At 38.7% G+C, this 12,503-nt stretch carries 17 protein-coding genes and 1 pseudogene; 3 read left to right on the top strand and 15 right to left on the bottom strand.

Translation table 11 applies throughout. From position 1 onward, the window contains the following. Positions 1-92 precede the first annotated feature (92 nt). Positions 93-347, top strand: a complete 255-nt coding sequence (locus H1P_RS39480; RefSeq protein WP_144872116.1) for a tetratricopeptide repeat protein — start codon at positions 93-95, stop codon at positions 345-347. A gap of 113 nt (positions 348-460) precedes the next feature. On the opposite strand, the gene H1P_RS37665 is transcribed toward H1P_RS39480, so the two are convergent. Further along, complete coding sequence (locus tag H1P_RS37665) at positions 461-577, bottom strand: HepT-like ribonuclease domain-containing protein (RefSeq protein ID WP_222427207.1); 117 nt, start codon at positions 575-577, stop codon at positions 461-463. A 585-nt stretch (positions 578-1,162) separates the two neighbouring features. Between H1P_RS37665 and H1P_RS24055 the strand changes: the two genes are divergently transcribed. Next, positions 1,163-1,405 carry a hypothetical protein gene (locus tag H1P_RS24055; RefSeq protein WP_246141931.1) on the top strand — a complete coding sequence of 81 codons (243 nt, stop codon included), beginning with the start codon at positions 1,163-1,165 and terminating at the stop codon, positions 1,403-1,405. A 476-nt stretch (positions 1,406-1,881) separates the two neighbouring features. Beyond that, positions 1,882-3,488: pseudogene (locus H1P_RS24050) on the top strand (helix-turn-helix domain-containing protein). Positions 3,489-3,760: 272 nt separating this feature from the next. On the opposite strand, the gene H1P_RS24045 reads toward H1P_RS24050, so the two are convergent. The 14 genes from H1P_RS24045 to H1P_RS23990 form a co-directional block, all read right to left on the bottom strand. Further along, positions 3,761-4,159, bottom strand: coding sequence for an ArsC/Spx/MgsR family protein (locus H1P_RS24045; protein ID WP_144872112.1), 399 nt, complete (start codon positions 4,157-4,159; stop codon positions 3,761-3,763). 399 nt (positions 4,160-4,558) lie between these two features. Continuing rightward, a complete protein-coding gene (locus H1P_RS24040) occupies positions 4,559-5,143 on the bottom strand; it encodes a (2Fe-2S) ferredoxin domain-containing protein (RefSeq protein WP_144872110.1) in 585 nt (194 codons plus the stop codon). A 72-nt stretch (positions 5,144-5,215) separates the two neighbouring features. Then, positions 5,216-6,181 (bottom strand): cysteine synthase A, encoded by a 966-nt coding sequence (gene cysK, locus H1P_RS24035; RefSeq protein WP_144872108.1) that lies wholly within the window; start codon positions 6,179-6,181, stop codon positions 5,216-5,218. A gap of 45 nt (positions 6,182-6,226) precedes the next feature. Beyond that, positions 6,227-7,540 (bottom strand): nitroreductase family protein, encoded by a 1,314-nt coding sequence (locus H1P_RS24030; RefSeq protein WP_144872106.1) that lies wholly within the window; start codon positions 7,538-7,540, stop codon positions 6,227-6,229. A gap of 62 nt (positions 7,541-7,602) precedes the next feature. Then, positions 7,603-8,079, bottom strand: coding sequence for an ankyrin repeat domain-containing protein (locus H1P_RS24025; protein ID WP_144872104.1), 477 nt, complete (start codon positions 8,077-8,079; stop codon positions 7,603-7,605). After that, complete coding sequence (locus tag H1P_RS24020) at positions 8,079-8,339, bottom strand: hypothetical protein (RefSeq protein ID WP_144872102.1); 261 nt, start codon at positions 8,337-8,339, stop codon at positions 8,079-8,081. The genes H1P_RS24025 and H1P_RS24020 overlap by 1 nt, the downstream gene beginning before the upstream one ends. 347 nt (positions 8,340-8,686) lie before the next feature. Beyond that, positions 8,687-9,178 carry a hypothetical protein gene (locus tag H1P_RS24015; RefSeq protein WP_144872100.1) on the bottom strand — a complete coding sequence of 164 codons (492 nt, stop codon included), beginning with the start codon at positions 9,176-9,178 and terminating at the stop codon, positions 8,687-8,689. 33 nt (positions 9,179-9,211) lie between these two features. Beyond that, positions 9,212-9,733, bottom strand: coding sequence for a flavodoxin (locus H1P_RS24010; protein WP_144872098.1), 522 nt, complete (start codon positions 9,731-9,733; stop codon positions 9,212-9,214). Between the two features lie 33 nt (positions 9,734-9,766). Next, positions 9,767-9,931 carry a hypothetical protein gene (locus tag H1P_RS36430; RefSeq protein WP_186376114.1) on the bottom strand — a complete coding sequence of 55 codons (165 nt, stop codon included), beginning with the start codon at positions 9,929-9,931 and terminating at the stop codon, positions 9,767-9,769. Positions 9,932-10,000: 69 nt separating this feature from the next. Next, complete coding sequence (locus tag H1P_RS36425) at positions 10,001-10,159, bottom strand: hypothetical protein (protein WP_186376113.1); 159 nt, start codon at positions 10,157-10,159, stop codon at positions 10,001-10,003. Between the two features lie 12 nt (positions 10,160-10,171). Beyond that, positions 10,172-10,459, bottom strand: a complete 288-nt coding sequence (locus tag H1P_RS24005; RefSeq protein ID WP_144872096.1) for a 4Fe-4S dicluster domain-containing protein — start codon at positions 10,457-10,459, stop codon at positions 10,172-10,174. Between the two features lie 129 nt (positions 10,460-10,588). Then, a complete protein-coding gene (nifT, locus tag H1P_RS24000; RefSeq protein ID WP_144872094.1) occupies positions 10,589-10,789 on the bottom strand; it encodes a putative nitrogen fixation protein NifT in 201 nt (66 codons plus the stop codon). 114 nt (positions 10,790-10,903) lie between these two features. Further along, positions 10,904-12,019 carry a homocitrate synthase gene (nifV, locus tag H1P_RS23995; protein WP_144872092.1) on the bottom strand — a complete coding sequence of 372 codons (1,116 nt, stop codon included), beginning with the start codon at positions 12,017-12,019 and terminating at the stop codon, positions 10,904-10,906. 48 nt (positions 12,020-12,067) lie between these two features. Then, on the bottom strand, positions 12,068-12,265 hold the full coding sequence (locus H1P_RS23990) for a DUF2949 domain-containing protein (protein ID WP_144872090.1): 198 nt from the start codon (positions 12,263-12,265) through the stop codon (positions 12,068-12,070). Between the last annotated feature and the right edge of the window lie 238 nt (positions 12,266-12,503).

Genomic DNA, 12,503 nt, shown 5'->3' with positions numbered 1-12,503 from the left:
TTGAGACTTACGCCTAAAAATTGTCGTGGCTTATAAAAATCAAAAAGTAGGGTGGGCATTGCCCACCCTACCCTATCATTTAATTCTCTAATATTTCATGTCTCAGAATAAATAAAAGTAGCACGCAATCTAAATTTTTCAAAGTTAAATGCATAATTTCTACTACGTATCTCTACACAGAGCAAGAAAAATACGATCAAGCTGAACCCCTATATACCCAAGCTCTGGAGATTGCAGATCGGGTTTTGGGTTCAGATCATTCCAAAACGGAGACTTATCGACGAAACCTGGAAAATTTACGCGCACAGCAACAGCAAACAAGCGAAGATGATTCGTGTCCTAACTGAAAATTTTATTCTTCTAAGGAAATCAAATAATTATTGATTTGTTTCACATACAGAGGATATTGTTGTAGCGCAAAAGAAATTGCTTTAAATACTTGATTAGAATCTATTTCATCTTATTCATGAACCAAACGATTTCTTAATCCTGCTGATGGTGCTAATTCTCTAGCTAAATCTTCAGTTAGGACACCATATTTAGCAAGTTCTATAAATGCTTCAAAATTACTTACCACATTATCTGGTTGCAGTCTAGTTCAGAGAGAAATCTGGTTGTGTGGGTAAACGGAAAATTATGGGAATTGTTGCCTTAGCGTCAATCAATCTTCCAGAAATCATTCGACTGAAATTGACTACTATTGATAATTTTACTGCGCTTTTCATACTCGTTGTCCACAACAATCAAATTTTAAAAAGCTTAGAGCTTGGAGCTTAGAGCTTAAAGCTACGAACTAATAAGTCTCAAGCGGAAGGGTCTTGGTGAGCATTCCCTTGCGTCTTACGCCGACGCGGGGTCTCACCGCTAATTAACATTAGGCGTATTATATAAAAAATACTCATCTCTCAATCTTAAAATACTCGTGTCTCAACTCAGAAATACTCATCTCTCTATTCCAGGTTAAATATCACTGCGTTGTAGATTAACGTTTGTCGTGTTTGAGTACATCTCTAATTAATTCTAATGAATCTAAATGCGATCGATTGCTTTAAGTCTATTAAACTATCAATGATATAAATAATATTCACCAGGACAATTTTATTCATATTTAAACCTCAATACTTTTAATTGAGCTAAATCTTGGCATCAAAATGGTGTCAAAATGATGCCATTTATCAAAACAATCAACTTTTATCGTTATTGGGCAGCATCAAGAAGATGTTATTTTGACACCATGAAAAGGTTTAGTTTAAGGCTAACAGAAGCAGAATATATCAAGCTTAAAATCTATTGTGAAGAGCTTCAAATATCTATGAATGATGTAGTTAGGCAATTAATTAGAGAATGGAAACCAAGCTCTAAAAATATGTATAAAAGCCTAGAAAGAGAAGAAAAGCGGGGCTAAATTGGGAATAAGGCTTATTTAAATTTACATTAATAATTATTTTTTTTGATATTGGCTTATTTAAAGCTTATGTTAAAAATGACTATATTTGTATTATTTAATTGTTTTAAAGTAAAACGAAATCTTCAAAATATATAATTTTTTGTCTTCTTGCATAAGACAAAAAAACAAGAACATAAATAAAATCTAAAGAATATTTTTTAGTTTACAAAATCTATCAAATGTAACAGAATGGCAAAAAAGATTATGTAAACATTTATAAGTAATAAATCTAAAGTAAATTATCTCGCAATAGTATTGACTAATAGATAAAGTAAATTTTGAATTTTCTAAAACCATTTATTTTTTTGATGTCATTATTTTTTGACATTGGCTAATGTCCGCATCAATATAATTTGTTATTTTTAGAAATTAAACAATATAAATATTTAACATAGTTTTCGTAACTAAAAAATAGTCCGAGGAGGAACTTTGCTATGCCTTACACGATTCCCCCAAGTTGTTCCCATTGTGGTATTTGCTTACCTGAATGTCCAACAAAGGCAATTCAAATAGATAATAATAATGAGCATTGGGTAGAACCTGGTTTATGTAATAATTGCGAAGATGATAATTCTCAAGCCCCATGTGTCAGCAGTTGTCCTGACAGCTTGCCTCTTCCTTTACCTACTAAAAAAGGTAGATATAAAGCTGAACCAAGAGTCTTGAATACCCACCATCTTTTCGCCAATGGTCATAATAATCCGATCGCTTCTTCTATGGTTATTTGGGAAGCTTGCAATATATTGGCAAAAGGATCGGATTTTCCGTGGCAAATTGATAGTAGTGGCAAACTTTATTTTAAGCGTCAGGTCAAACAGGGAAAAGGCAAGATCGAGTTTCGGCTCGCTGATGATATCGATGCTAATGTCAAGCAGACTTTGAGTTATCAAGATGCCAACCCGATAATTGAAGCGATGGATATTCGTGCAGCTTGTGTGCATTTAATATTTGCTGCCTTGGCTACTAGCTTAGAAAAACCTTGGGAACAAGAGTTTGCCATCGATAATAAGCAAATTGAAACTTATTTGGGCTTAGACAAACGCAAAGACCTCAGTAAAGCCGCCAAACTCACTCTAATTAAATCCTTGATACAACAACCTTGTCAACTAATAGCTGATGTTGATTGGTTTCAACAGGGTAAAATTCAATCATTTTCTGTACCAAAAGACCGTATTTGGCATTTAGTGGCGATCGACAACCATTTTCAAGAAGATGCTCAAGGTTACAAACATCTTGTAGGTATGACCTTTAGAATCAGAGCAGGAATGTGGGCGCGGTATTTTCTGAATAAGCAGGGATACAAAAAATATGTTGCTTATTATCAGTACGGTACTCTACCCAAGTTTTTGTTAACCACAGTCATGACTATTTGGCATCAACATGAAGGGGCGGTGAGAATGATGCTGTGGCTGTTGTTTAAAACCAAAATGGGTAAACAACAGCGTGTTACTGTTCCTAGGCTAATGTATGTGGCGTATGGAGAAGCCAAAGTTAGAGAGGCTTCGCTACATCGAGAAAAACGAAAGAGATTACTACGCAGGTTTGAAAGTGACTTAGAAGTTCTCAATCATTATCAAGTAAAGCCTGTTTTCGATCCTGTTACCTATCCCACCGCAATTCAGCCTTTGTGGGCGAGATTGGCTGCTATTCCTGATGATGCAGAAGAAGCAATGGAATTTTGGATTAAAGATGGTTGTAATGAAACTAGCATTACCGACTCCGCACCGCCAGGAAAATGGAATTTATTGATGAAGGCTCGTATTCTTCATTTTGAATTACCATCGAATGGGATAAACAATTATCTCGTTGGGAAAATAAAAAACAACGCAAGACTCGTCGCCAAAGTAAAACTCACACTGTATCTAGTCTAACTGGCGAACAAATTGCTGGTGCGAGAAAACATTTGGGAATTAGCCAAAGGAAACTAGCGCAACAAATGGGCAAAAGTCAAAGCTGGATTCGAGATATCGAAAATAGTCGTTTTTCTGCCAAAAATAGCGATCGCCTGAAACTAAAACAGATATTAGAGATTGAGGAATAATTGAGTTGATGGTTAATGGGTAGTGGTTAGTCGTTGGTTGTTAATTTTTAAGAAGTTAAAGCAGGCTTCGTCTTCTCAAGGCAGAGTACCTTCAACCAGAACAACAAACCACTTGGGAAATTGAAGATTATACTATTTCGCCAGAAGAGAGCGAATAAAGAAGATTTAATCTCCTGTTTCTTCTGACCTCTAACCCTCAATCACCTACCAAACCGATTATCATTTTTGTAAATTGGTATTATTTTTGTAGATGGATTTAGTCTTTAAGTTATTTAATGAGTTCGAGGACATTCTTCTAGATCCTCAAAGCCTTTTGGTGATGCTAACCCAATCCAAGTATCGATCTTGTCGCGATCGAATCCTATTCGACGAATATCTTCTACTTGCATGAGCGGGCGACGAATCAGCAAAGGATTTTCAATCATTAGTTGTAATGCTGTAGTTTCATCTAAATTTTCGGGAACTATTTCGCCTAACTTTATTTGAGGCGCGGTTTGATTAAACCACTCAGTTATAGGGAGATCGCCAAAAAAAGGACGTAGGCTGGAAGCTGTCCAAGAAATTTTCAGCAGATTGTGAGTTGTTACTTCATGTCCCGAAGCCCATAATAAAGCTCTTTGCTTAGCATTATTAACACAGCCTGGTCTTTCATAAAATGTAACTTTTGCCATGATTATCTCCAATAGTGATTAGTGAATAGTCATTGGTCGTTATTCGTTATTCGTTGGTCGTTAGCCATTAGTCACATTAGTCATTAGTTATCAGTCACATTAGTCAACACTAGCGCGACGCGGAGCGAGTCCTTTAGGGTCTTTCGCCAACGCGGGGTCTGACCGCTTTGCCCCCAAATGCGATGGGGATAAACACCCTAATGCGACGGGTGTAAACGGATTACAAATTCCGCTTCTTTTGCACCGCAGGGTCGCTCGTCATTGGTTATTTAGACAAACAACAAATCACAAAAGTGAGGAGACGACTCCGCCCTCAAAGGGCGGACGGGGTTCTCTAGGGGCTGAATCGCATCCAGCCCAAGACCCCTCGACTTGTGCGCTCTGTCACAGAACAAATAACTACAAATAATGAGCTTTTAGCAGTGAAGTAAGGTCATTAGGATCGACATAAGCGTGCTTGGCTTTACCAGGCATCAAAATTAGGCTAGGAGCTTTTTTACATTGCTTCTGACAGCCTGTTAGTTCAATACTTACTCGGTCTTGTAATCCTAATTGGCTGAGGGTTTCTGTTAAAGCGCGATAGAGTTGCTTTCCTCCTCGCTTGGAACAACTAGATTTGCGACAGACCAGAATTTTGCCTTGTTTGATTTTTTCTGGTTTAGAAGTTGTCGAAACTGATGAAACAGAGTTAGATTCAAAAATTTGAGTACTAGTAGTAGTACTAAGTTTTTCAACGCTCTCAGTTTTCAGCTTCAACTTACTAATATGTCCCGAACCTTTTTGCTCCAATAATACGGATAGGCGATCGCCTTGTACTAATGTTGTTCCTAGAGTTTCCCGTAATTCTTTTGCTAGTTTAATTGGGATAATGCGTTCTCCCACCTGGACTCGAATATATTTAAGTTCGTTTCCTGGCTTGGGAATGAAACCGAGAAATTCTCCTTCTATTTTATAGGTCGATTTGGGGGCTTCTTGGGTTTTCATAATCTTATCTTTCGTTTTTTGTTGTTTGTCTTAGCAATCGACAATCCATTAGGGGAGAACAGCAGTTCATCCTTACCGACTAATGAGTAATGACCTATCCTCTTCTAAATCTTGGAACAGTGGGGTACTCAAATAACGCTCGCCGAAGCTGGGTTGAATCATGACAATTAACTTGCCCGCATTTTCTGGTCTTTTACCAACTTTGATAGCTGCTGCTAAAGCTGCTCCTGTAGAAATACCTGAAAGTAAGCCTTCTTCTTTTGCTAAACGACGACCATAATCAAAAGCTTCTTCGTTAGTAACCTTGACAACTTCATCGATCGCCTCAACGTTTAATACTTCAGGAACAAAACCCGCACCGATGCCTTGAATTTTGTGACTTCCTGGACTGCCACCAGAAAGGACATCACTGTCAGTTGGTTCAATAGCGATCGCCTGAAAGTCACTTTTGCGCTGTTTGATAACCTCAGCAATACCTGTAATTGTTCCCCCCGTACCAACACCAGCAATTAAAATATCTACTTCTCCATCGGTATCTGCCCAAATTTCTTCTGCTGTGGTTTGGCGATGAATTTCTGGGTTAGCAGGGTTTTTGAACTGCTGGAGCATAAACCCATTGGGTAGAGTTGCTGCTAGTTCTTCGGCACGAGAGATCGCGCTTTTCATACCACCGCTAGCAGGAGTTAATTCTAACTGCGCTCCATAGGCTTTTAACATTGCCCGTCTTTCTTGACTCATACTTTCAGGCATAGTTAAAACGATCTGATAACCTTTAGCAGCAGCAGCCATTGCTAGGGCAATTCCTGTATTGCCTGAAGTCGGCTCGATTAATACTGTTTTACCAGGAGTAATTAAACCAGCTTTTTCGGCAGCATTAATCATATTAACCCCGATGCGGTCTTTAACTGAGGATGCGGGATTCATACTTTCTAATTTGACTACGATTTGAGCCAAACAGCCTTCGGCAAAAGGAATCGAATTTAAGCGTACTAAAGGGGTTTTTCCGATAAGTTCTGTAATGTTATTGGCAATTTTCATGATAATTTTGTTAGTTGTTATATTGATGTCACCTGCTTATCTAATTTAACGTCCAATCGCTATGACATAGAGAATATCTTTATTTGTTCCTAAGAATTCCTGGATTTCATCATCGTGATAAGCTCCAATTCCACTACAGCCTATGCCCAAATAATTACTGATTAAATAAAGTCTTTGTCCGAGCCAACCAGCAGCTTGCATAGCTGTTTGATAGTTACTATAAGTGGAGGTTAAAAACAAAGTTACGGCACTATCTCTAGCCAGTGCTTGATTAACACACAAATATTTGGCTTTCTCGCTAAAATCTTTGCTTTGGAGTAGCTGAAGTCCTCGATATAAACCAGACTCCATACCCTCAATATAATTAATTACTAAATAGATTTCAATCGTTTCTTTACTTATTGTAAGCAAAGGCTGTGTTAAACACTGCCAAATTTGTAACCATTCTAATTGAGAAATCTCTCCGCGTTTAAAAGCTCTTGCGGATCGCCTTGTGATAATTGTTTCTCTAAATTGTTCTAGTTGATAACTAAAAGGAGGGCTTTGAAGGACTATATTTTTGTTAGGAAATAAATTATTTTTAAAATCTTGGAAAACTGTAGCTTTATATCCCGCTTCGATTAAAGGATTGACTTCAAAGTAGTCAGTAGAGGAAACAAAAGGCAAGGGCGATCGCAATTTACGGATAGTTTTAGACTTAATTTCGCCAGAAACAACACTGGCAGTAACAAATTCTTTATTTTCAAATCCCAGGTCGTTATTAAGCGCGATTTTATCAAAATTAAAGATAACTTGAATATCTTTTTGATACAAATAAGCCGAAGCTTCTATCGCGCCTAGATGATGACCGCTATCTAAAAAACAATAGCGTAAACTTCTATTTTTATATTTCCAACTAGAACGAAAATAGGCACAACTAACTAAAAAGATCAAACCTTTGACCAAACAATTGGGTAAGATATAGCTTTCTAAGCCATCATCAATTAACTCATAAATCAAAGTTAGTGAATCGGTAGCTACTTCTAGATGATAAATACCATCGACAATCCCTTTGATCCCTCTAATTTGAACATAAATTTCGGTAGGATATAATGCTCCTGCTGAGGGATTTACTCTCAATTGATAGGAATCATATTTGTACTTTTTTTCAAAGGTAATTGCGCTGGTTAAACGAATAAAGTTGTGAACTGAATTATTTTCATCTAAAGGAAAACGACGATAAAAGTTAGGATAGCTTTTAAAAGCAGTAGGCTGAGTTGACGCATCCACATAATTAGGATCGAGCATCACCGACAAAGGAGAATGCTTAGTAGCGTCATGGAATTTTTTGCCGACTGTTTCTAATTGCTCAATGGTCATTGGTTAGTGGTTAGTAGTTAGTAGTTAGTAGTTAGTGGTTGATTACTTGTTTCCTCTAATTGTTAATTCCTATTCCCTGACTTGGAAGCGGATTTACGCAATAACTTGAGAATCTCAACAGTGCTGGAAAAATCGATCGCCTTAAAATCATCTAAGTTTCTAAGATGGGGATTTGCTCCTGCTGCTAACAAAAGTTTGACTGCATCTGTTTTTCCTGCCGAAGCAGCATACATTAATACAGTTACGCCGTTGTCATTTTGATTATCAAGATCGATACCAGCATTAATTAGCAACCGCATTAAATCAAAATGATTGCTGAAACAAGCAAACCAAAGGGCATTATTCCCATCATTATTTTTCAGGTTGATATGAACATCGCTAGCGAGTAAATCTCGCACCACATCAATCGCCCCTTCCCGACTGGCAATTATTAAAGCTGTTGCACCATTATCAACTCGCTCGTTTAAATTTTCGGTACTGTAGCCCTTTTTTTGAAGCCAACTCTCTGTAGTTTGGCTGAGTCTTTTAATTACTGTCATTAGTCTGAGGTTTCAGTTGCTAATTCTGGATACAAGCCTAGTTCTTTCGAGAGTTGACGAGCGATAAAGATCAGGAATTTAGAACCTTCTTGGTTATTTTCGTGCGCCATAACGGTTGCTACCTGCATAACAGCTCTGATGAAATTTTCATCTATCAAATCGGCACTAGCATCTAAAACTTCTGGTTCTTTACCATTGGGACAACGGAGTAGGCGTTCGATTAATTGGAAATATTCTTCTTGACGCTGATTATCAGTCATTAGTTATTTATCCTTTGTTGTTGATTATTCGTCGTTGCCTCATGGTGGTATGAAAAGCGCAGAATTCTACTTTTTTATTAATATTCATAGAGGCTTAAAGCTTAGAGGAGGGGCTGTCTCTTGGGGTTTCCCCAAGAGTTTATAAGCCCCGTCTTAGAGCTTAGAAGCTCAAAAGCTCCGAACAATATTACTATTGGTTTCATACCTGTCTTGAACGAGTTGCTCATTGAGGGAAACCCAAGGGGCTGATTCTGTCGTTTCACGGCAGAACTTGTAAGCCCCGCCCAAGACCCCTAAAGGACTCGGCTTCGCCGTCGCGCACTCGTTCGCTAAATCAGCAACGCCGATTATTCGTCTTCTTCCTCATCTGGCGATCGCGTAATCACTTCAAAGACAGTAGTGGAGCAAAATTCACGGCTGTCATCGATTTCTCTAACTCTTTCGCTGATTGCTTTAGCTGACTCAATTTTGCCAAGCTGAGCGAGAATCAAACCCTTAGCAGCATAGGCATTAAGATAGAGTCGGATCTTGGGTTCTAATTTGCGAGCCAACAGAATTGACTTAAGTTCCGACCACTCAATGGGCAAATGTTCCCTAGTTGCGATCGTTTGTAGAACTTGTTCCGCAATGGATAGCGCGGTTGCGGGTTGATGTTTGTAGAAAAAGAAACGATACGCTCCAATTAGAACATCGAGGTTATTACTCGCTTTAAATAAAGCTTCCCTGATGTATTTTTCCGCTAAATCCGTATATTCCCAATTGTCGCTAGCTAAAAGCAATAATTGTTTAACTTCGGGTTCAACATCACACCAGGAAAACTGTTCTTGGATAGTTTGCATGATTCAATATAGTTATGAATGCATTACATTCGATTACTGAGGAAAATACTGACGTAGATTTTCAATCCAAGATTCGATACGCTCTTCAGTCTTTTCGCTCTCGTTGACTTCATCAATAGGTAATCCGACAAACTTACCGTCGCGCACTGCAAAAGAACTTTTAAAGGTATAACCGTCTGTAGGAACATCCCCGACTATTGTTGCACCTGCTTCTTTGAAATAGTCGTATAGAATACCCAAAGCACTAACAAAATTCCCGCCATGACAATTACAGTCTCCAGCACCAAAAAAAGCGATCTTTTTCCCTGTAAAGTCAGGTTTTTCATCTTCAAGCTCTACTAAAGGATCGCGCCAATCATTCTGTACTTCACCAGAACCCCAAGTGGAAGAGCCAAGCAGCAAGTAATCGTATTGCAACATATCATCAAAATCGTCAAAATCTTCTTCCATGTTGTAAAGATCGCAGACATCTTCATCAAAATGTTCGACGAGTTTTTCAGCAATTTCTCCAGTTACACCAGCAGTGCTGCCATAAAAAATACCAATTTTACCCATGATCGTGACTCCTGTTTGTTAGTATAGTGGTCTTTAGATTATTAATCGATACGCTACGGTCAATGGCAATCTCTCAGTCCAAGGTTGATGATCTTCTTCTAATGACTCTGGGGTGAGATTGCTAGAGGTAAAAGCGAGAGTCAGTATGAGAACTAAAATAGTTATCATTTCTTCTCGGATACGTTCTAAATCGTTCATGGTTAATTCCTGGAGTTAATTGTTAATGATTACTACTCCAACCCCCAAAGCTGAATGAAGATTTCTCAGTTATCTTGCTGTTGGCATTTCAGGTAGAGATTGCTTGTCTAATAACTCTGAGCTTGGTTGGCGAACCACTAGATCGAAGATGACAGCTAGAGTTAGGAGTAAAAGAATGAGAAATTTATGTCGAACCGCTAACGAGCTTTTAAAATGTTTCCCTTTCATTGCTAGCTTCCTTCATGCAGGTAAAGGTACATAGGTAGGGAATTTGTCCCAAATGCTAACGCAAGCTTGGCAATCGGCACAATTTTCAGGATTAGCAATAGTCATTGCTTGAAGTTTAATCTTATCGTCATCTTCATCGATAAATTCACCAAATTTATTCATTGGTTGCAAATTTAAAACATCGCGATCGCATATTTGAGCAAATCTGCTACAGTTTAAGCAAACATCTTGGTCAATGTTTGTCATAAATTTCGGTTTCCAAGCCGATCCGCTTTTAGTTAAACCAGTTAGCACACTCATAATTATTTTCCCTTTATTTAGTGCTTGGTCATTTGTCTTTAGTTATTAGTTATTAGTTATTAGCTGTTAGTCTCTAATTTTTCTAGACACCATCTAACAAAAGATTAAGGAAGAAAGACAAACAACCAATTATAATTTTTTGGCATTGAAAGTTTTAGGTAGTTTGGTGTCTTCTGCTAAATCTTTAAAAGATAATTGCCAACCGTTTGCCAAAGTTAAAACCTTTCCTTCGGTGGTAGAAGTTTGCTCGACAACCTCCTCTTCGAGATCTTTCTTCGGGACATATACAGATAAATGTCCGAGATCGTTCTTGTGTAGCATTACTTTCATGATTTTTTAGGGTTAGGGGTTAGTTGATAGGGGCTTTGGCTAACAATCATTCATTAGTTGTTGACAAAAAATGAATCAAAAACAACCAATGACAAAGAACAAATAATCTAAAGACTAATTAAGGTTAGGAATTAGATTTAATAACTCGTCTGGGGTTAAGCTACGTTTTAATTCCACTGATAAGTCTCGCACTGCATCTACTAGCGATCGCGTTTCGGTTTGATTTAAAGTAATGCCGTGTTGTTGCAGAAGATTAGTAACCAAATGTTTACCAGTATGCTTACCAATCACTAAACGACGTTCTCGTCCTACTTCTTCGGGGGAAAATGGTTCGTAAGTAGCAGGATTTTGCAGTACTCCGTGTCCGTGAATACCAGACTCGTGAGTAAAGGCATTGTCGCCAACAATCGCTTTCCAGGGAGGAACATCGCAACCAGAGGCTCGAACCACAAATTTTGAGATTTCTTTAAATTGACTGGTGTCGATCCCAGTGTTGATCCCATAGATCCGTTTGAGTGCCATAACCACTTCTTCTAAAGCAGCATTACCCGCTCTTTCCCCCAAACCATTGACAGTAGTATTAACAGAAGTTGCTCCTGCTCTAATTCCTGCTAAAGCATTAGCTGTTGCCATACCAAAGTCGTTGTGAGTGTGCATCTCTACTGGAATAATTAGCTTACTTACTAACTGCTGTACTTTTTTATGGGTAGTTAAAGGATCGAGAATACCTACCGTATCGCAAAAACGAAAACGGGATGCACCCCAATCTTGAGCAGCTAAAGCCACATCTAGCAAAAAGTTATCATCAGCACGGGAAGAATCTTCACCACCGACAGAAATATACAAACCGCGATCGCAAGCATAGCTAAGAGTGTCACGCAATCGGTCAAAAACTGACTGACAATTACCTTGAAACTTGACTGCAATCTGAATTTCCGAGACAGGAACGGATATATGCACCCGTTCTAAACCACAAGCAAGAGAAGCATCAATATCCGAGCGCACCGCCCGATTCCAGCCAGTAAGCAGGGTTTTTAAACCCAGGTTGTTAATCTCGGTAATCGCTTCAGCTTCGGTACTACCCATTGCGGGTATGCCTACTTCAAGCTCCTGTACCCCAATGGCATCCATCAAAGTAGCAAAGATAACTTTTTCTGCGACAGTAAAAGCAACTCCTGCTGCTTGTTCCCCATCCCGCAAAGTTGTATCGTTAATCTGAATTGGTGGCATAATTCTGTTCCTCAATAATTTACAAGATTTACAAGTCGTGACGGCGACCTAATATCTAGTCTCTAACCAATCAAAAATACGATCTAATCCCGATTGTGATACTAAACCGTATTGCCAGAGAAGCATAGGGATGGGTGCCTTTAATTCCTCTTGTTTTTGCATGACAAAAGCAACTTCAGTAGAGGAAACTGTTAACTCTTCTTGTAAAAAACGACTAAATTCCGTGACTTCAAACTTAAATTCCATGATTATTTGTCCTCTCTTGGTGCGCTACCCAGAGCGGATCGAAGATTCCGCGGGGTCGCACCGCTTTGTTACTAGTCATTTATCGCTAGTTATTGATGAACTAATGACAAATGACGAGCGCGGGGATGGGGGGACTTCAACAAACCACAGTTAACTGTGAGAGACAAAACATAAAACCAGAAAAGTGAGGGGTCGTCTGGGCGGGTCTCCCGCCCAGCTTGTGAACCCCGTCCCCCCT

It is taken from the genome of Hyella patelloides LEGE 07179 (genome assembly GCF_900659865.1).
Taxonomy (GTDB): Bacteria; Cyanobacteriota; Cyanobacteriia; order Cyanobacteriales; family Xenococcaceae; genus Hyella; species Hyella patelloides.
The sequence above is the reverse complement of the archived record's forward strand: the minus strand, read 5'-3'. Positions and strand labels throughout refer to the sequence as shown.

Excerpts from the sequence above, each read along its gene's own strand:
- H1P_RS24040 (WP_144872110.1), bottom strand. The coding sequence starts at position 5,143 with ATGAAAACCCAAGAAGCCCCCAAATCGACCTATAAAATAGAAGGAGAA.
- H1P_RS24055 (WP_246141931.1), top strand. The coding sequence starts at position 1,163 with ATGATGCCATTTATCAAAACAATCAACTTTTATCGTTATTGGGCAGCA.
- H1P_RS24015 (WP_144872100.1), bottom strand. The coding sequence starts at position 9,178 with ATGCAAACTATCCAAGAACAGTTTTCCTGGTGTGATGTTGAACCCGAA.
- H1P_RS24005 (WP_144872096.1), bottom strand. The coding sequence starts at position 10,459 with ATGAGTGTGCTAACTGGTTTAACTAAAAGCGGATCGGCTTGGAAACCG.
- H1P_RS24020 (WP_144872102.1), bottom strand. The coding sequence starts at position 8,339 with ATGACTGATAATCAGCGTCAAGAAGAATATTTCCAATTAATCGAACGC.
- H1P_RS24025 (WP_144872104.1), bottom strand. The coding sequence starts at position 8,079 with ATGACAGTAATTAAAAGACTCAGCCAAACTACAGAGAGTTGGCTTCAA.
- H1P_RS24030 (WP_144872106.1), bottom strand. The coding sequence starts at position 7,540 with ATGACCATTGAGCAATTAGAAACAGTCGGCAAAAAATTCCATGACGCT.
- H1P_RS24010 (WP_144872098.1), bottom strand. The coding sequence starts at position 9,733 with ATGGGTAAAATTGGTATTTTTTATGGCAGCACTGCTGGTGTAACTGGA.
- nifT (WP_144872094.1), bottom strand. The coding sequence starts at position 10,789 with ATGAAAGTAATGCTACACAAGAACGATCTCGGACATTTATCTGTATAT.
- H1P_RS36425 (WP_186376113.1), bottom strand. The coding sequence starts at position 10,159 with ATGAAAGGGAAACATTTTAAAAGCTCGTTAGCGGTTCGACATAAATTT.
- nifV (WP_144872092.1), bottom strand. The coding sequence starts at position 12,019 with ATGCCACCAATTCAGATTAACGATACAACTTTGCGGGATGGGGAACAA.
- H1P_RS24045 (WP_144872112.1), bottom strand. The coding sequence starts at position 4,159 with ATGGCAAAAGTTACATTTTATGAAAGACCAGGCTGTGTTAATAATGCT.
- H1P_RS23990 (WP_144872090.1), bottom strand. The coding sequence starts at position 12,265 with ATGGAATTTAAGTTTGAAGTCACGGAATTTAGTCGTTTTTTACAAGAA.
- cysK (WP_144872108.1), bottom strand. The coding sequence starts at position 6,181 with ATGAAAATTGCCAATAACATTACAGAACTTATCGGAAAAACCCCTTTA.
- H1P_RS36430 (WP_186376114.1), bottom strand. The coding sequence starts at position 9,931 with ATGAACGATTTAGAACGTATCCGAGAAGAAATGATAACTATTTTAGTT.